Origin of the sequence: Holdemania filiformis DSM 12042 (assembly GCF_000157995.1) — a bacterium.
In the GTDB taxonomy this organism is placed as follows: domain Bacteria; phylum Bacillota_I; class Bacilli_A; order Erysipelotrichales; family Erysipelotrichaceae; genus Holdemania; species Holdemania filiformis.
The window spans coordinates 180,068-197,883 of sequence record NZ_GG657562.1 but is presented as its reverse complement, the minus strand read 5'-3'; the positions used below and the strand labels follow the sequence as shown (position 1 = coordinate 197,883).

General features: G+C 51.5%; 15 protein-coding genes and 2 pseudogenes. 14 read left to right on the top strand and 3 right to left on the bottom strand.

Translation table 11 applies throughout. From position 1 onward, the window contains the following. Positions 1-290 (top strand): annotated as a pseudogene (locus HOLDEFILI_RS16790) (hypothetical protein); the annotation flags it as partial. A 304-nt stretch (positions 291-594) separates the two neighbouring features. On the opposite strand, the pseudogene HOLDEFILI_RS16785 reads toward HOLDEFILI_RS16790, so the two are convergent. Next, positions 595-906 (bottom strand): annotated as a pseudogene (locus HOLDEFILI_RS16785) (transposase); the annotation flags it as partial. A gap of 478 nt (positions 907-1,384) precedes the next feature. Here HOLDEFILI_RS16785 and HOLDEFILI_RS16775 point away from each other — a divergent pair. From HOLDEFILI_RS16775 to HOLDEFILI_RS19020, 3 genes are read left to right on the top strand one after another with little or no spacing between them, the layout of a single operon-like run. Further along, positions 1,385-1,603: a hypothetical protein gene (locus tag HOLDEFILI_RS16775; RefSeq protein ID WP_039865486.1), complete on the top strand. Its 219-nt coding sequence runs from the start codon at positions 1,385-1,387 to the stop codon at positions 1,601-1,603. Further along, complete coding sequence (locus HOLDEFILI_RS16770) at positions 1,596-2,945, top strand: ATP-binding protein (protein WP_006061085.1); 1,350 nt, start codon at positions 1,596-1,598, stop codon at positions 2,943-2,945. Before HOLDEFILI_RS16775 ends, HOLDEFILI_RS16770 begins: the two co-directional genes overlap by 8 nt. Next, positions 2,946-3,116, top strand: coding sequence for a YwbE family protein (locus HOLDEFILI_RS19020; RefSeq protein ID WP_006061084.1), 171 nt, complete (start codon positions 2,946-2,948; stop codon positions 3,114-3,116). Between the two features lie 320 nt (positions 3,117-3,436). Here the strand turns inward: HOLDEFILI_RS19020 and HOLDEFILI_RS16765 are convergent, their stop codons facing one another. Then, on the bottom strand, positions 3,437-5,284 hold the full coding sequence (locus HOLDEFILI_RS16765) for an FAD-dependent oxidoreductase (RefSeq protein WP_039865366.1): 1,848 nt from the start codon (positions 5,282-5,284) through the stop codon (positions 3,437-3,439). A 131-nt stretch (positions 5,285-5,415) separates the two neighbouring features. Here HOLDEFILI_RS16765 and HOLDEFILI_RS16760 point away from each other — a divergent pair, with 131 nt between their 5' ends. From HOLDEFILI_RS16760 to HOLDEFILI_RS16745, 4 genes are all read left to right on the top strand, one after another. Beyond that, a complete protein-coding gene (locus HOLDEFILI_RS16760) occupies positions 5,416-6,309 on the top strand; it encodes a LysR family transcriptional regulator (protein ID WP_006061081.1) in 894 nt (297 codons plus the stop codon). 322 nt (positions 6,310-6,631) lie between these two features. After that, positions 6,632-8,164 (top strand): hypothetical protein, encoded by a 1,533-nt coding sequence (locus HOLDEFILI_RS16755; protein WP_039865364.1) that lies wholly within the window; start codon positions 6,632-6,634, stop codon positions 8,162-8,164. 13 nt (positions 8,165-8,177) lie between these two features. Next, positions 8,178-9,047 (top strand): substrate-binding domain-containing protein, encoded by an 870-nt coding sequence (locus HOLDEFILI_RS16750; RefSeq protein ID WP_039865361.1) that lies wholly within the window; start codon positions 8,178-8,180, stop codon positions 9,045-9,047. 316 nt (positions 9,048-9,363) lie between these two features. After that, entirely contained in the window at positions 9,364-10,710 is a 1,347-nt protein-coding gene (locus HOLDEFILI_RS16745) for an MATE family efflux transporter (RefSeq protein ID WP_039865360.1), read from the top strand. Positions 10,711-10,786: 76 nt separating this feature from the next. On the opposite strand, the gene HOLDEFILI_RS16740 is transcribed toward HOLDEFILI_RS16745, so the two are convergent. Continuing rightward, a complete protein-coding gene (locus HOLDEFILI_RS16740) occupies positions 10,787-11,878 on the bottom strand; it encodes a YdcF family protein (RefSeq protein ID WP_006061075.1) in 1,092 nt (363 codons plus the stop codon). A gap of 98 nt (positions 11,879-11,976) precedes the next feature. On the opposite strand from HOLDEFILI_RS16740, the gene iadA reads away from it, so the two are divergent. From iadA to HOLDEFILI_RS16710, 6 genes are all read left to right on the top strand, one after another. After that, positions 11,977-13,110, top strand: coding sequence for a beta-aspartyl-peptidase (iadA, locus tag HOLDEFILI_RS16735; protein WP_039865356.1), 1,134 nt, complete (start codon positions 11,977-11,979; stop codon positions 13,108-13,110). Between the two features lie 133 nt (positions 13,111-13,243). Then, a complete protein-coding gene (locus HOLDEFILI_RS18615; protein ID WP_006061072.1) occupies positions 13,244-14,446 on the top strand; it encodes a helix-turn-helix domain-containing protein in 1,203 nt (400 codons plus the stop codon). Between the two features lie 70 nt (positions 14,447-14,516). Beyond that, positions 14,517-15,221, top strand: a complete 705-nt coding sequence (locus HOLDEFILI_RS16725) for a DNA-3-methyladenine glycosylase family protein (RefSeq protein WP_006061071.1) — start codon at positions 14,517-14,519, stop codon at positions 15,219-15,221. Positions 15,222-15,280: 59 nt separating this feature from the next. Further along, positions 15,281-15,820, top strand: a complete 540-nt coding sequence (locus HOLDEFILI_RS16720; protein WP_039865480.1) for a methylated-DNA--[protein]-cysteine S-methyltransferase — start codon at positions 15,281-15,283, stop codon at positions 15,818-15,820. Between the two features lie 363 nt (positions 15,821-16,183). After that, positions 16,184-16,816: a flavin reductase gene (locus HOLDEFILI_RS16715; RefSeq protein ID WP_039865355.1), complete on the top strand. Its 633-nt coding sequence runs from the start codon at positions 16,184-16,186 to the stop codon at positions 16,814-16,816. A 53-nt stretch (positions 16,817-16,869) separates the two neighbouring features. Then, positions 16,870-17,628 carry an SDR family NAD(P)-dependent oxidoreductase gene (locus tag HOLDEFILI_RS16710; protein WP_006061067.1) on the top strand — a complete coding sequence of 253 codons (759 nt, stop codon included), beginning with the start codon at positions 16,870-16,872 and terminating at the stop codon, positions 17,626-17,628. Positions 17,629-17,816: the final 188 nt, after the last annotated feature.

The window sequence follows — 17,816 nt, the reverse complement described above, 5'->3', positions numbered from 1 at the left end:
ATTTGAATGCGAAGCAGGTTCCGGTCTGGATCCGGCACGTCTATGTCAACGCGTCCCTGAACCCGCCTGAGCAGTTATTCGCGCTGGGTGAGTTTTTAGGCACGCTGCACAATGTCAAAGCGGTCGACGTTCTGCCTTATCACACGATGGGCAAGGTCAAGTATGAGCAGCTGGGGCTGGACTACCCGTTGGAAGGAATTCCGCAGGCGACGATGGAACAGGCCCGCCAGGCCCGCTCAACCATTCTTCAAGGCATGCGGAAAGCGCGGCGTGAAGAAAAAGCAGAATGAAAAGGAAAGGGGCTGTAACGCAAAGGGCAAAAGCGTTACAGCTTTTTTAATGTAAAAAGTGCACAAAGCATAAAATGATGGGGTAGGAAAGAGAACAAATGGCAAGTGATCAGTAAAATTTCAAATTTTTGGGTTTGTCAAGTAAACTGTATAAGTTTTTTTATTGCGGGTCATGCAGGCCGTCATTTTATATTGATTGGTAAAGAAGCGAAAGAGAATTACTCACTGCCACAGTCAATGCGTTGTTGTCGTGGCAGTGCTTCCCACTAGCTGGTCAGAATTTTGCTTTTAGTGCTGCGGCTCTTTAGTAGTTTTCATACTTCAAAATTCGCGTCCGTGTCTTATCATCCATGGCCAGCTGATTCCGCACCATTGCCCAGTTTGATATGGGTCGCTTTGACCATTTTTTGTATAGTTCGGTTATCCGCAGATAAAGCACCTTTATCACTGCCGCCTCATTCGGAAACGAACCTTTCTTCGTCACTTTGCGAAAACTGGAATTGACAGATTCAATTGCGTTGGTTGTGTACATTACTTTCCTTACTGCACTCCCATAACTGAATAACTGAGCTACGTAATTCCAATTCTGAATCCAGACATTGACTGCTCCTGGATACTAATTCCATGTTTGCTTATTGCAAAAGATGTTGCTGCTCAAGGTGATATTCTTTTGTTGGCAGAATGTCTCGATTTCCGTAACGCCTCAATCTTCATGCTGATTTTTGGTGCTGACCCTGTGATAGCCATAATAAGCTATATAACCCTCTCCCTTCGATATGCCAAAAAGTATGCTTTTCGGCATATCCCTAAACCCCAGCATTTTCCATACCAAAATGTCCACATCCTTTGTTTTGGGTTATTTCAAAAGTCCTCTATGCTTTTTGGGATAGTTTCACTGCTTATTTACGACCTGAGCGGATAGAAGAACGACAAAATTTTTGAAAGCGAAAAACAGGCAAGTAGATATTGTTTATATAGATGAGAGAATAGTTTCGCCCATTGATATTGTTCCGAGAAATGAATATAATAGTTTATAAGGACATCATTGAAGCACAATGATTTTTGGAGCCTTGGAACTGAGAGGTTACGGCCTTATGGAAAAACTGCTTTCAACAAAAGAAATCTCACAGAAATGGGGAATATCATCCCGCCGTATTGCCCTGTTGTGCAGTGAGGGCAGGATTGCTGGCGCACAGCGCGTCGGCGCCAGCTGGGGCATACCAGAAAGCGCTGAAAAGCCGTTGGATGCCAGAGTCAAAAGCGGTAAGTATATTAAGCAAAAATCCAATAGCGAGGTGATACAAAATGGCTGAAAAGCAAAATATAGAGTGGAAAGCAATCTGGAAAGACGAATACTTAGCGTGGATCTGCGGTTTTGCTAATGCACAGGGCGGCAAGCTCTATGTGGGTGTTGATGATGAGGGCAACCCTGTGGGGCTTCCTAACAGTCGAAAGCTGCTGGAAGATCTTCCGAATAAAATTCGTGATGCGATGGGGTTGATTGTGAATATCAATCTTTTACAGAAAGACGGCCAGGAGTATCTTGAGATTGAAGTGCCGCCCTATCCGATTGCCATTTCCTGCAAGGGTATCTACTATTACCGCAGCGGCAGCACCAATCAGAAGCTGACAGGTCCGGAGTTGGAGAGTTTTATTCTGCGCCGAAGAGGAGCTACCTGGGATAATCTCCCTTTGCCACATTTTACAATGGACGATGTGGACGATGAAGTTGTTGAACGATTCAAGAAGTGGGCTGTCAAAAAAGGGCGAATTGACAAGAGTGTTTTGGATGAACCCAAAGATATTCTGATGGAAAAACTGCGCCTGACAAACAATGGTTATCTGACAAACGCAGCCATGCTCTTATTCAGCAAAGATCCCCAACAGTGGCTCCAGGGCGCTTATGCCAAAATCGGATTTTTTGAAACGGACGCCGATCTGCTTTATCAGGATGAAATACACGGCTCTCTGCTGGATCAGATTGACCGAATCATTGAAGTAGCGTATTTGAAGTATATGAAGGCCAAAATAACCTATGAGGGGATGCAGAGAATTGAGCGTTATTTTGTCCCGGACGCCGCCCTGCGCGAAGCACTTTTGAACGCGCTGTGCCACAAAAATTATGCTTCAGGCATCCCGATCCAAATCAGTATTTATGACGATAAATTATACATCGCAAACTGTGGACAACTCCCGGAGAATTGGACCGTTGAAAAGCTGCTGTCAAAACACGCCTCGGCACCGTTCAACCCGAATATCGCTCATGTGTTTTATCTTGCCGGCTTTATAGAAAGCTGGGGCCGTGGCATCGAAAAAATCTGCACTGCTTGTCGTGAGGACGGTGTTCCGCAGCCGGAATATAGTGTTAATCCAGGGGATATCATGGTGAAGTTCACAGCTCCGTCAGACCGGACTATCCGCTCTGAAAACAAGGTGACAGAGAGGGTGACAGAGAGGGTGACAGAGAAAGAGTCTGAGGTCTTATATTTACTCTTTGAAAATCCCAATTACACCACCAAAGAATTAGCTGAAAAATTATCATTGAGCCGGAAAACAATTTCAGAACGTCTTAAATCGCTCAAAGGTAAAAATATTATCCGGCGTGTTGGTTCTGACACAAAAGGTCATTGGGAAATCATAAAGGATGAAAAATAAATGAACGGACAGAATAGAGCCGATATCAAAGTCGGTGCCAAAGTAAAAATTGTGCTGAAGGCCGACCAGCGTACTGGCAAACTGACAGAGGGCGTGGTGGCGAGGCTGCTGACGAATAGCAGTTTTCATCCCCACGGTATCAAGGTGCAGCTTGAGGAAGGGCAAGTTTGACGAGTGCAGGAAGTGTTATAGATATTCTGATTTTTATAATCTATAACCCTGATTATGTTACGACACTAAAAAATGCGATAGAAAAAGGGGCTGTAACGCAAAAGGCAAAAGCGTTACAGCTCCTTTTTTGAATGTATCGGTATGTCCCTGATCGGATTGGTGAAAGTTCATCCGCAGGCAGTTATCGCAAGGAAGCGAACTTCGAACTGTTAACAGTGCTGCTATGAGGAAAGAAAGGGGGAGCGGATTTTTAGAATGGGTGCTGAAATCGTTATAGAAAGAAGGAGGCTGTCTGTTGCAGCCTCCTCGTTATTAATTTGTTATTTCAAAGCTTCGGCGATCGCTTCCGCGGCCAGCTTGCCGGAGGTCAGCGCCCAGCCGTTGTTGGCGCCGGATGGGGAATCGTCGCCCATGACGCCGCCGACGGTTTCCCCCGCTGCGTACAGACCTGGAATAACTGTGTCGGAAGTATTCTTCACTTCCAGGTTCGTCGTCACAACCAGACCGCCCATGGTTGTCGCAAAGCGCGGCTTCTGTTCGACTAAATAATACGGGCCTTCGCCGATCTCTTTTGTCAGATACTCGGCAGCGCGTCCGAATTCTTCATCTTTGCCGTTCTGCACGAAGGTGTTGTACGTCTTGACGGTATTTTCCAGTGTTTCCGCGTCCATGCCGACGATCCCGGCCAGTTCCGCCAAAGAATCCGCATGCGCGAAGACCGGCGTCGTTTTGCCGTTATTGTCCAGCCAGTTGTTGATATCGCCTTCGGAGATTCCGCCGGTAGCCAGCTTGCCCTTGAAGATATCAAAGGTGGAGGCGTCCATCAACAGATATAACAGGCCGTCCGTCTGCTTCAATTCTGTTTCCAAGATTGTCCGGTTCGACGCTTTTTCATTGACGACGCGCTGACCTTCCTTGTTGATCAGAATTGCGCTTTCGCTGAAGGCCGCGATGTTGCCGGCGATCGTGGATTTCGCGATGCCCTCGGAGACTTCGATGCCGTTCGGATAGCGCTTGCCGTATTCCATCAAGCGGGTTGCCGCCTTAACGTTTTCCGCCGTGGCCATCACGATGCCGTCGCCCGTAGAGGATGCCGGTCCGTAATAGAGCGCGCTTTTCATCTCCTCGTTTAACAGATCCTTGTTATTGCCATAACCGCCGGTCGCTAACAACACAGCTTTGGCGTTAATCGTATACTCTGTTTTTTCATCTGCTGCCTGGACTCCGACGACCGCGCCGGTCTCGTCGGTGATCAGCTCGCTGGCGCGCGTATTCAACAAGACTTCCGCGCCGCTGGCTTCCACGTCTTCCCGCAGCACTTTCGCGGCGCCCGCGCCGCCGCCTTCGTACGCTAATTCGCGGTCGTGCGAATATTCCGCCAGCTTGTGCAGTCCGCCGTCCAGATCAAAGTTCAGCTTGGCGCTGTCGTGCAGCCAGTCGGTCGTTGCGCCGACATTCTCCGCGTACAGCTGGATCAGTTCCGGAACGTTCAGGTTCGCGCCGTTGGCCATGAAATCCTCGACCATGCTTTCGACTGAATCATCGCTGACGCCGGCCTGTTTCTGCAGGTCGCTGCCCATCACGACCTGATTGCCGCCGCTGATGGAAATCGCGCCGCCCATAAACGACATCTTTTCCACCAAGACAACGTTTAAGCCTAATTCCTCAGCCCGGATTGTCGCAGCCATGCCCGCGGCTCCGCCTCCGACGACGACCAGATCGGTATCCAAGGTTTTAGCTTCCTTTTCTGCCGCTGTTTTGTTTCCAGCCGTCTTCAACGCTTCCACATCGCCTCCGGCCTGCGCGACGCAGTCTTCCGCCGCGGCTAAAATCGCTTCGCTGGTATGGGTGGCGCCGGATACGACGTCAACCGCTAAGGTCTGTCCGTCGACGATTGCCTGCGGAATCGAGGTCAGCGGCGCGGAAGCGATCGCTTCGGTTTCCTGTTGGCTTTTGACGACGACGCTGGTAATCGCATCGGCGGTGAAGGTGACTTCCAGTTCCACCGGACCGTTATTGCCCTGCGCGGAAGCGGTGTAGGTTCCTGCTTTGTACTGTCCGGCTGCCGGTTCTTCGTTTTTCGGCGTTCCGGAACACGCCGCTAACGAGAAAGCGAGCAGACAGGCGGCCAGCGCTTTGCCGGTCTTGATTGTCCAATTCTTTTTCATTGCTTTTCTTTCCTCCTGATTTGCCTTTTTATTGTAAGCATAACGATTTTGTGAATAAAGAAACAAAACAGAAAATATTCATAGCCTGAAGCTATGAATTTAAGTATAATAAAGAAAAAGAGGAAGTTGTCATGAATCTGAATCAGCTGATTTATTTCGCTTCGCTGGCCCAGCTCCAGCATGTTACCCGGGCTAGTGAAAAATTAAATATCGCCCAGCCCAGTCTGTCCAAAGCGATTGCCAATCTGGAACAGGAATTAGGCGTCGATCTGTTTGAGAAGCAAGGCCGCAATGTCGTGCTGACCCGCCAGGGAAAGCTTTACCTCGACTATGTTGAGAAAGCGCTCGAAAGTCTGGAGGAAGGGCGCTCAGCGTTACAGCGGATGCAGACTGAGCTGGATCAGCGGATCGACATCGGATTTGTGTCTTCCCTGCAGGCCCGGATGATGCCGCAGCTGCTTGCGGATTACCGCAAGACCACCGGTTCGCAGACGCGTTTTGCGTGTTATGAAGGAACGACGGTCACGTTGCTGGAACAGCTGGAGGAAGGCACGCTGGATCTGGCGCTGGGCTCTGAGCCGCAGGATTCCGTGCGGTTTGGATCGGATCCGGTGTTCCGTCAGGAGCTGGTCGTGCTGACGCCGAAAACGCCGCGCTGGCAGGCTGTTTCATCCTTGTCGTTAGAGCAGATAGCGGCGCAGCCGCTGATCCTGCATACCCGCAATACCGGAATGCGGAAGATTGTGCTCGATCTCTTTGACGAAGCCGGATTAAAACCCAATGTGGCTGAAGAAGCGACGGAGGAGAGTATGATCGCCTCGCTGGTCGCCATGGAACTGGGCGTAGCGGTAGTGTCGTTGTCGCCGGCTGTTCAGCTGCCGACTGTGCATATCGTCAAGCTGGATCATCCGAAAAACTACCGGTATATCCATCTGATTTATTTACGGCATCATTATTTAAGTCCGGCGGTCCGGCATTTTCAAAATTATGTTTTGAAATGGGCAAAAACTTCTTCCGCACGCTGAAGCGGTCTTCTTTTCGATCAACGATATTCTCGAGCGGTAAAAGGCGGGAAGCGGAAGCCCGTTTCTAAACGCAAGCAAAGGGAGACTGGTTATTGATTATTTCCAGCAACAGGACCGTAATAAAAGTGTAAGAGTCAGATTGTTCGGATAATGGTAAAATAAAAGTGAACCAGAGAACTGGTTTTATCCGCAAGGAACTGTTTTCAGCGATTTCTTATTGAAGAGAAATGGCTGTCCGTTCTGTGGAAATAGATAAATATCAGCCTTCTGCGCCGGTTTTTCCACCGTCAAAAAAAGGTTCAATAAGAAAGAAGGGATGGCAATGGCGCATGATTGGAAACAGCTGCAATGCTTTCTCTTGGCGGCTTTATTTTTGGTCAGCGGCTGTGCTGCTGCACCCTCCGAAACCCAGGATTCTTCAAAATCCGAATTCGCCGCAGAACATCCGGATCTTTCCGGGGAAGAAAATTTAAGTCTGACGGAACAGCTGCGCGTTTATCCGATCGAGCTGACGCCGGGAAAGCAATGGCTGGTAGACCGAACGGGGAAGACGATCGGTGCGGAAGCTCAGTCCGCCCTGATTTATGACCAGCTGACCCGCAAGCCGCAGTACAAAGTAAAAACACGCCGTTTTCTGAGCGGGAAAACGGATGAATACGGACAACCTGTTTATACCAACCAGTCGGCGCTGTTCTCGCTGAACGATCAGTGTCTGGCGGAGTGGGACGATGTGATCTATGAGGGCGGCATGGGGGATCTGGTGATCCGCCGGGATTACGCTGACGAATTTGATTCCATGATGGATCTGCCGGAAGACTACCAGACCGCACTGATTGACGGACGGACGCAGACCGTGATCCAGGCCGGCGTTTTTCAGCTGAAAGCGGTGGATGAGGAATCCCTGATCGCGTTGGATAAAGACCGCCGCTTGTTAGGCGTTGTGGACGCAAACGGACAGGTGATTTCCGGTTTCCCGGCCGCGCAGACTTATTATGATCCGGAAGCCGCGCAGGGCCGGATTGTCGCCAGCTCCGTCAGCTTTCTGGACAATGAAGCGCGCCGGACGGATACTCTGCTGGATATTCATCTGAATCCGCTGTACAGCGCGCCGCGCATCAATACCGTATATAAAGGGCTGCATGGCTCCTATTTTATCATCTATCAGAAAAATCGGACCGCGATCGTCAGCGTGGAAACGCTGGAGCCGGTTTACGAGATCGACCCCGAACTGGAATTTACTTATTTTGACGGCGAACGGCTGCTTGTTTATCTTGAGGATGAAAAGACCGGGGAGGAAACGATGTGTCTGCGGGATCGGAACAACAGGACATTATTTGAGGCTGAGGTTCTGATCAGCGCTCAGCCGCAGTCCTCCAAAGATCGCGCCGGGCAGTTTCTGGCGGCGGAGAATGAAACAGCCATGTTGATCAGCCGTGAGGGCCAGGTTTTAAAGCGTCAAACGATTCCAGGGCTCACCAGCTTGTATTGCGACCGGGAGGGTTTGTATTTTTATGAAGCTTATAATGAAAAGGGGCAGATCCGCACCGGCCTGCTGGACGAAGAGCTGCGGATCGTGATTCCGGCGGAAGCGTATGAAACGCTGTCTGTCGCTACGCTGCAGGATTATCTGATTGAACCGATGGACTACCTGCTTGCGGTGCGTCGGGATCATGCCGCGGAGCTGACCGATATCCTGGATTTGAAGGGCAATGTGATCTTTTCCGGCGCAACCCGGATTTACAGCCGCGGGCAGGACCGCTTTGCGCTGCTTCAGGGGGAATTTGCCGGGTTGATCAACGGGCAGGGCGAATGGATTGTGAAACGTTCGATTTATAGCCTCGGCTGGGATGATTAAGGAGGGATGCCGAATGCGGCGAATAAGCCGGATTTTATTGATTGCCGGGCTGCTTTTGAGCGGCTGTCAGACAAAGCCGAAACCGGAAAACCTCTATCGGGTGGAAGATTTCCCGCAGGCTGACGCTTCCTGGCCGCTGCAGCTTTTGCTTAACGATTTACACCGGGAACTGAGCCCGGACCCCAATTGGCTGCCAGAAGAAGCCAGCGGCAGTACGCAGGCGGCCTGGCGCAGCCTGATTCAGGTTATCAATCCCCAGCCGCGGATGATTCTGGCCTATGAACCGTCGGCCGCGATGCGCCGGGAATTACAGGATTACGATACGCTGTGGCAGGCGCAGACGATTGGCTATGACGCACTGGTGATGATCACCGGCAGCGAAAATCTCGTGGATTCGCTGAGTCTGGACCAGGTTCGCGATATCTATGCGGGGAAAATTACGAACTGGAAGCAGGTCGGCGGGCAGGACCAGCCGATTGAGATTTACGTTCAGGATGAGAACAGCGGCTTACAGACGGCGTTTGAACGTCATGTCATGCAGGGCGTTCCGGTTGTCAATCCAACGCTGGAATGGGTTTATGAACGCGCGGGCGTCGTTCGCCAAGCTCCGGCTGCGTTCAGTCCCAAGGAAGGGGCGCTGGGATTTTCCAGCCTGATCATGATTACGCAGGTTCATCCGCAGCCGGAAATCAAAATGCTCCGGATCGAAGGCATCGCCCCGAATGAGAAAACAATTGGAAACGGGAAATATCCTTTGAAATTACCCGTGCTGCTGGCAAGCAACACCGCCTCGGACGCAACGATTGCCGGAATTACCGACTGGCTGCTGAGCGCGGTGGGGCAACAATGGTTAAGTGATCAGGGGCTGATTCCCATTCCATAGAAAAAATGAGTTATAAGCTGCTGAAAAAGCGCTGGTCTTCACAGCGGTTTTCCTGCTTTTAACCCGTTGTCCGCTTTCGGATAGAAATGAGAGTTCCAGATGGAAGCCGGCAGGATAAGGCTTGATTTCGTGCTTTATTCTGCCTGTTCTTTTCATCTCTGCCTAAATTCAAGTAAGCGCCTTGACCCCGGCCTGTATTTATTGAAATCTTTATTCATCTAACCTTTACAAACGCAGGAAATTCTTACCGGAAACGGGTGACTTTTCCAGAATGATATGCTACACTGAATTCTGTTTTCGGGATAAGGAGAAGGTTATGGAGAAAGAAGCAACATTATTATCGGGGGATATTAAAAAGACGTATGTTTCCTATCTGATTCCGACGATCGTGGGGATGCTGACCAATTCAGTGTACTGCATCGTCGACGTCATGTTCGTCGGTTTGTGCATCGGCGCGCAGGGCTTGGCGGCGTTTAACATCGCGATGCCGGTCTATACGATTTATTCTTCATTAGGTCTGATGCTGGGCGTCGGCGGCGCGGTGACGATTTCCGTGCTGATCGGCAAAGGCAAAAAGGAACAGGTTGACAAGGTGTTTACGCTGACCGTTTTGTGCAGCGCGCTGATCGGCATTGTGATGAGCGCCTACGGTTTGCTTTTCCCGGATGCCTTCGCGCGGATGCTCGGCGCTAGTCCGCAGCTGATGCAGGGGGTGAAGGATTATTTACAACCGCTGCATTGCGTCGCGCTGATCTATATTCTCAACTGTACAATGCAGGTGATCATCCGCGCGGATTACAATCCGAAGCTGGTCATGGTAGCGGCGGTGTGCGGCAACGCAACCAATATACTCTTTGACTGGCTGTTTGTCTCCGTCTTCCAATGGGGACTGTTCGGCGCGGCGGCCGCCACGGCGCTGGGGCCTTGCGTCGCCATGAGCATCTGGATTTTCCATTACCTGTTAAAGAAAAATACATTCAAGTTTACAAAGCATTTCTGGGATTTCTCATTACTGCAGCGGATCTTTAAAAACGGCGTCGGCACGTTCATTCTGGAATTGAGCTTAGGCTGCGTCGTAATTTTCTTCAATATCGTACTGCTGGACGTCAGCGGCCAGGACGCTGTCGCGGTATTTGCGATCATCTCGAATATCGCCTATGTCGGAAAAGGCATTTTTAACGGGATTTCCCAGGCGGCTCAGCCGATGCTTTCGGTTAACTATGGCGCGCGGAAGATCAAGCGCGTACAGGCCACACTGAGAACGGCGTTAGTCTGTGCGTTGATTTTCTCGCTGGGCTGTTATCTGTTGATTTTGATTTTTCCACAGCCAATCATCGGTTTCTTCATCAGTTCCTCGGATGCCGGTTTGATCGGCCACGGTGTCTGGGCGGCGCGGATTTACTTTATTTCGTTTGTATTTACGGCGGTGAATACCGTTCTGATGTATTATTTCCAGTCGGTGGAAAGCATTAAAGTGACGACGATGATCGCGCTGATGCGGGGCTTGATCTTTATCCTGCTGGGACTGGCGGTATTCCCTAAATTCTTGGGCGAGCTGGGCGTGTGGCTGACGATTACCTTTGCGGAGGTGGCAACGTTGCTGATCACGCTGCCGATCAAGCGGAAGCTGGACAAGTTGTTAGCGAGCGAAGCGGTTGAATAGCGGCCGCTGGCGAATAAAATGAAAAAGACTGGCTTTCCGAACAGGGAGAACCGGTCTTTTTTTTGCGAATTTGATCTTAAAGCAGCCGGAGGATCAGGGCCGCGAGCAGCACCAGGGCCGAGAAGATCCAGGGCAGACATAAGATAACCGCAACGATTAGATGAAATTTCTTATGCATCACCATCGCTGCGACGTATTCCCGGATAAACGCGTTATAGGAGAAATAAGCGACGGTGCGCGAACCGATTCCGCTGCAGCGGCGGATTCCGGCCTTGCGGGATAACAATCCCGCGCGGAAGACGTGATAATCGCTCGTGCAAAACAGACACTTATAGTTCTTTTTCATCGAATCCATGATTTTTTTGGAGAAAACCATATTTTCATAGGTGTTGACCGATTGATTTTCCACCCGGATCCGTACCTCCGGGACGCCCTGTTCCAACAAATAGTCCTTCATCACTTCCGCTTCCGCCCGCGGCTCGTCCGGTCCCTGACCGCCGGAGGGAATCAGGATCAGTTCTTTCTTTCTTCCTGGAAAAAACCGGGTTTTTTTAGCTTCCTGCCGCCGATAGAACGCTAACGCCCGGTCGCAGCGTTGCTTTAACAAAGGCGTCAGACCCTGTTCGGTGACTTTGCAGCCGAGGATGATCAGAAAATCCTGATTGAGCCGCGGCCGGTTCAGCTTAAACAGCCAGCTGGAAACCAGATAACAAACAAAGGTGAAGATCAGATATAAATACAGGACCGCGCCGGCTAAAAACGCCAGGTTGAGAATCCAGGGCAGCGATTGGGAGTGCGAGAGCCCCATGGGGATAACGAACCAGCCCAGCAGAAATGCCAGACCGAAGATCAGCGACAGGCTGTGCTGAACGCTGACACCTTCCTTTGCCCATAGCTGCGGCGAACGCATCAACAAAACCGCGCCCAGAATCAGCGAACCGATCGGGAAGAGGAACAAAGCGAACAGGAAGATCCCGATTCCCGCTAACAGCCAGAAAGAATTCTGCGTATTCAGCGCCAGGATCGTTAAATCGCCCAGAATTAAAAACAGGCCGAACGTCAGCAGCACGCCGTTGAAAATCCGGCGTTTATCGCTGAGATAAAAAATAAAAAAGATTCCGAAATAGACGATCGTCGCTTTTCCCGCGAAATCCAGAAGTTGATCCATTGTTCGCTCCCTCGCTTCATTCTGATTCCATTATACCCTTTCCACACTGTTCCGACACGTCCTGTCGTGATAAAATGAAAGAAAAACAGGAGGCATTTATGATTGTTTTACGACAGGCAGACGTTTACGCCCCGCAGTTTGCGGGACGCCAGGATATTTTAATCGCCGGCGGCGAGATTGTAAGGATGGCGCAGCATCTCGACTGCGGGGAGGCGGAGGAGATCGATGCGCGCGGAAAGATCGCGGTTCCCGGTCTGATCGACCAGCACATTCACATCACCGGCGGGGGCGGCGAAGGCAGCTTCCATACGAAAACGCCGGAGGTTCAGCTTTCTTCCTTGATCGAAGGCGGAATTACGACGGCCGTCGGTTTGTTGGGAACAGACGGGTTTTCACGATCGGTGGAAAATCTGGTTTCCAAAGCCAAGGCGCTGAAAGAGGAAGGACTGAGTGTCTATTGCCTGACCGGTTCGTACAGCTATCCCAGTGTGACGCTGACGGGCGATGTGAAAAAAGACATTCTGTTTATCGACGAGATTCTCGGCGTGAAGCTGGCGCTGGCCGATCACCGCAGCTCCAATGTGACGCTGGAAGAGCTGATCCGGCTGGCTTCGGATGTCCGCGTCGCGGGGATGCTTTCCGGCAAGGCGGGGATTGTGACGCTGCACATGGGGGACGATCCGCAGGGCTTGAACAAGGTGTTCGACGCGATAAAGCAGACGGCGATCCCGGCGAAGGTTTTCCATCCGACGCATGTGACGCGCAATCCAGTCCTGTTTGAACAGGCGCTGGACTTTCTGGAGCTGGGCGGGTGGATCGATCTGACTGCCGGCTCCCGTAAGGAAAAGAGCTGCGGCGAGGAGATCGCGCTAGCGAAACAACGGGGGCTGGATACCCGCCGGATTACGATCAGCTCGGATGGCCAGGGCAGCTGGTCTAATTATGATGCGCGCGGCAACCTGACCCAGATCGGCGTGTCCAGCGTCAAGACGCTGCATGAACAGTTTGTGCGGATGGTGAAGGAAAATGATTTCGATCTGGCCGAGGCGCTGAGTTACGTCACAAGCAATCCTGCCGACGCCCTGCAGTTAAAACGCAAGGGCCGGCTGCGGGAAGGCATGGATGCGGATATCGTGCTGCTGGACAACGATCTGGCGATCGATACCGTGATCGCCCGCGGACAGCTGATGATGAAAGACAAGCAGCTGCGGGTGCGGGGAACCTACGAATAGCGTTGCGCAAAACAGAAGCCCGCGGCAAAAACAGATGGAAATCCATGACTCATGGACAAAGTCAAGCAGGCGTGGATTGTGCTGAACCCGCCGTCCTTCGTACAATAAAGGCGAGGAAAAGGAGGGATTAAGAATGGATGCGGAAGCCATGGGAAAACGAATCGCTCAGCTGCGCAAAGCGCGGAATTTAACGCAGCAGCAGCTGGCCGATCAGCTCAATGTCACCAACCGCGCCATTTCCCGATGGGAACGGGGCGAGGGTTATCCGGAAATTACGCTGCTGCCCAAGCTGGCGGACAGTCTGGGCGTCACGACGGATGAAATTTTAGGTCATAGAACAAGGAAACAGCCGGGGATGCGGTTTGCTCAGCAGCCGCAGGTCATCATCGGAATCGGACTGGTATTGATTTTCGCTGTGGAAATCGCGCGGCGGCTGCAGCCTCAGCAGAGTCAGCTTCTGGCTCTGACGGGGTTGACGCTGCTTGTGATTCTGGGGCTGATCATCGTGATGCTGCGGCTGCCGATGAACAAACTCAGCGGTATGATTTACAGCGGCTCTGGATTCTTTTTCGTGACGCAGCTTGCGGCCCAGCGAATTTATCCGTCGCTGCTGCGGTATGTAGGACCAGTGCCGTTTACTGGAGCAGTGAACTCCTGTTATTTTGCCTTGCAGAACGCGATGCAGTATCCGGTTGTTTTGCAGGTTCAATCGCTGCTGACGCAGGCGATGTGGCTGCCGGGGATGTTGGTATCGTTGTCGGCGTTCTTGTTTTTGAATTGGAAGTTAAAATGGTACGCCAATACTTCCGGCTGGATCAAACTGGTCAAGTCGCTGATCTGGATGGCGCTGAGCAGTCTGATCCTGTCCTTGAGCGTATTCAAGCAGACTCTGCGGTGGGATTGGGCAGAACTGCCGCCGCAAAGCTATACACGCCTGTCGCAGCTCTATCCAGTCGTGATTTCAGTGTTGATCGTGATGGCGCTGGCAGGTCTGGTGTTGATCTGGCGGCCAGGCCGGCAGGATCGTGCCGCCGGAGTTGTAAGCCTTTTATTGCTGGGCTTTTACGGCAGCATGCTGCCAGTTCAGAAGCTGGACTATTATTTCTTTAAGGCGGAGAAGTGGATTCCGGATATTTCTAAAATCACTGAGGGCTGGGATCGGATTCATTTGTTTGTGCAGTGGAACCGTCCGTTCTGGCTAGCGGGAATGGGGTGTCTGGGTTTGTGTCTGTTTTTGATTTATCGTCAGGAAAAAACACAGAATGCAGGAAAATGGGATAAAAGGCTTTCAAATCTGCGGCTCTTGCGCGGGGTTGGAAAGCGGAAGAGTTGCTGAACGGCGCGTTTCAAAGCTGAAACTTCCAGATTTCAATGATAAAAGAAGAAAATAAAGAAAGGAACGCAGAATGGGCGAAGGGAAAGAACCGATTTTCCGCTACGGGGAAACGGAAATTCAATATTTAAAGCAGCGGGATCCGAAACTGGGCGCGATTATCGATCAGATCGGCCCGATCGAGCGAACCGTCGATGACGATTTGTTTTCGGCGATCGTGCATCATATCGTCGGGCAGCAGATTTCCACCAAGGCTCAGCAGACGATCTGGCGGCGGATGCGGGAGGATCTGGGCGAAATCAACGCGGAAACGATTCTGGCAGCCGGTACCGAGCGGCTGCAGGGGTTTGGCATGACGTTTAAAAAGGTGGAGTATATCGAGGACTGCGCGCGGAAAGCAGCGTCCGGCGAGTTGGATCTGGAGCAGCTGCCGCAGTGTTCCGACAAGGAGATCATCGATCAGCTTGTTTCGTTAAAGGGGATCGGCGTGTGGACCGCGGAAATGATTTTGTTGTTCTGCCTGCAGCGGCCGGATGTGTTCAGCTATGGCGATCTGGCAATCCTGCGCGGCTTGCGGATGGTGTATCATCACCGAAAAATCGATCGGAAATTGTTTGAAAAATACCGCCGCCGGTTCAGTCCCTACGGCAGTGTGGCCAGTCTGTATTTGTGGGCGGTCGCCGGCGGGGCAGTGGAAGGCATGAAGGACTACGCGCCAAAACAGGCGAATCCCCAACGAACAAAGTCCAAAACGCCGCGAACGCAGGCACGGAAATGATCCGGCTCTCCGCAGGCATTAACAAGCGTAAGAAGAACGTTGGAAAGGACGACTTATATATGATTTATACCACGCATTACGCTTCTCCGCTCGGCGACCTGCTTCTGGCAGAGAATGAGAATCAGCTGATCGGGCTGTGGCTGGAAGGCCAGAAGTATTATTGCGGCTCGCTGCGGGAAGCGGCGCAGGAACGATCAGATCGTGCCGTCTTCGCTCAGACCGCGGATTGGCTCGACCGCTATTTCGCGGGGGAACAGCCTGCGGTCTGTGAATTAAGTCTGGCGCCCCGGGGAAGTGCATTCCGGCAGGCAGTGTGGAAAATCCTGTGTAAAATTCCTTATGGCGAGGTTACAACCTATGGGGAAATCGCCCGTCAGCTGGCCCGGCAGTCCGGGTTGACGGCGATGTCGGCGCAGGCGGTCGGCGGTGCAGTCGGACACAATCCGATCTCGATCATCATTCCCTGTCACCGGGTCGTCGGCACAAACGGAAGTCTGACGGGATACGCCGGCGGGTCGGAAAAGAAAATCCAGCTGCTGCAGCGGGAGGGCGTTGACGTCAGCCGTTTCTCAATCCCGAAGAAAGGAACCGCACTGTAAATTGTTTGCGGTTCAGCGATGAAACAGGACAGCTGACTCGTCAGCGTCAGTAAGGCTTCAGTCTTGTGACTGAGGAACAGAGGGACATAACAGAAGATTAACGAAGCAGGACGTTTGGGAAACGCTCTGCTTTTTTGTTGTTTCTTCCGCGCCAGACAGATTTGAATTCCATCCGGGCGGGTTTAAAAAGGAAATCAACGGGGATAACGAAAGAGAAATCATTCGGCGTTGACCGGGGAAAGTGGATTTTCAACTTGTTAAACTCTGAAAATAAAATTGTATTTAAATTTGTTGACAAACAGATCTGAATGGAAGATAATGTTAATAGAAAATGATAATCATTATCGACTAAGGAGGGCAACGATGGATACGAAAGCATTTTTCAAACTTAGTTATGGTTTGTATATCATCAGCACAGAGAACGAAGGCAAACAGGCTGGCTGTATCGCCAATACATTCAATCAGGTGACCAGCTCGCCGGCGCAGGTCAGCGTGACGTTGAACAAAAATAACGCGACGGAACAAATGATTGAAAAGAGCGGAAAATTCGCCGTGGCGGTTTTAGAACAGAGCGCCACGATGGAACTGATCGGCCGGTTCGGCTTTCACTGCAGCCGCGATCTGGATAAATTCAGCGGACTGGACTGCGGTATCGACGAACAGGGTCTGCCATTTGTGAAAGAACATGCGGCTTCCCGTTTTTCCTGCAAGGTCGTCAAAACAGTGGATTTGGGAACGCACGTGATGTTTATCGCCGAAGTCGCCGGCTGCGAAGTACTGGATAACGAGCCGGTGATGACCTACGAATACTATCATCAGGTCAAGAACGGCAAGACGCCGAAGAACGCGCCGAGCTATCAGGAGGAACCGAAGAAGGCCGGCGGCTGGCGCTGCTTGTTGTGCGGTTATGTCTATGAAGGTGAAATTCTGCCGCCGGACTTTATTTGTCCGATTTGCAGCGCACCGGCTTCCGCTTTTGAAAAAATTGAGAATTAAGCTGGCGGACTGACCGTTCGCCGTCAAAATAACTTATAGAAGGAGAAGAACTTATGAAAATGAAATCAAAAACCGTCATCATCACCGGCGGCGGCAAAGGCATCGGCTTTGGCGTAGCGACCGCCTTTGCGAAGGAAGGCGCCGACATCGTGATCACCGGACGTCAGGAATCCGCGCTGGCGGCCGCGAAAGAGAAATTAGAATCGGCTTACGGCATCCGCGTCGGGTATGTCGCCGGCGATCTCGGCCAGGAAGAAACCGCGCCGAAAGTCGTCGCTAAGGCGATTGAAATGACAGGCCGGCTGGACGTGTTGATCAACAATGCGCAAGCCTCCAAATCCGGCGTGATGCTTGCGGATCACACCAAGGCGGACTTTGATCTGGCGATCAATTCCGGCCTGTACGCGACGTTCTTCATGATGCGCGCCGCGTTCCCTTATCTGAAAGAAACGCAGGGCAGCGTCATTAATTTCGCTTCCGGCGCAGGGTTAGCCGGCCGGCTGGGTCAGTCTTCTTATGCCGCGGCAAAAGAAGGCATCCGCGGTTTATCCCGGGTGGCGGCGACAGAATGGGGCGAATACGGGATTAACGTCAACGTTGTCTGTCCGTTAGTGGAAACTGAGCAGCTGAAAAAATGGAAGGAAGAATATCCGGACGTTTACGCCAAGACGATCAAAGGCGTGCCGCTGGGGCGGTTTGGCGACGCGGAGAAGGATATCGGAAGAACCTGTCTTTTCCTGGCGAGCGAGGACGCGTCCTATATCAGCGGGGAAACCATTACACTGCAGGGCGGTTCCGGACTGCGGCCGTAAATAAAAGATCATCACGTTGTGCTTCTGCGCAGCGTGATTTTTTATTTGATAAGTTGCCCAATACTGCGGTGATGGAACGCGTTTTCCGTTTTCCGCTTTCCCAATAATCGTAAAAAAATGAATAAAATGGTTATTCACGAAATGAAATATAATTGAAAGTTGCTTTTACTATTTCAAATTGATCGGGA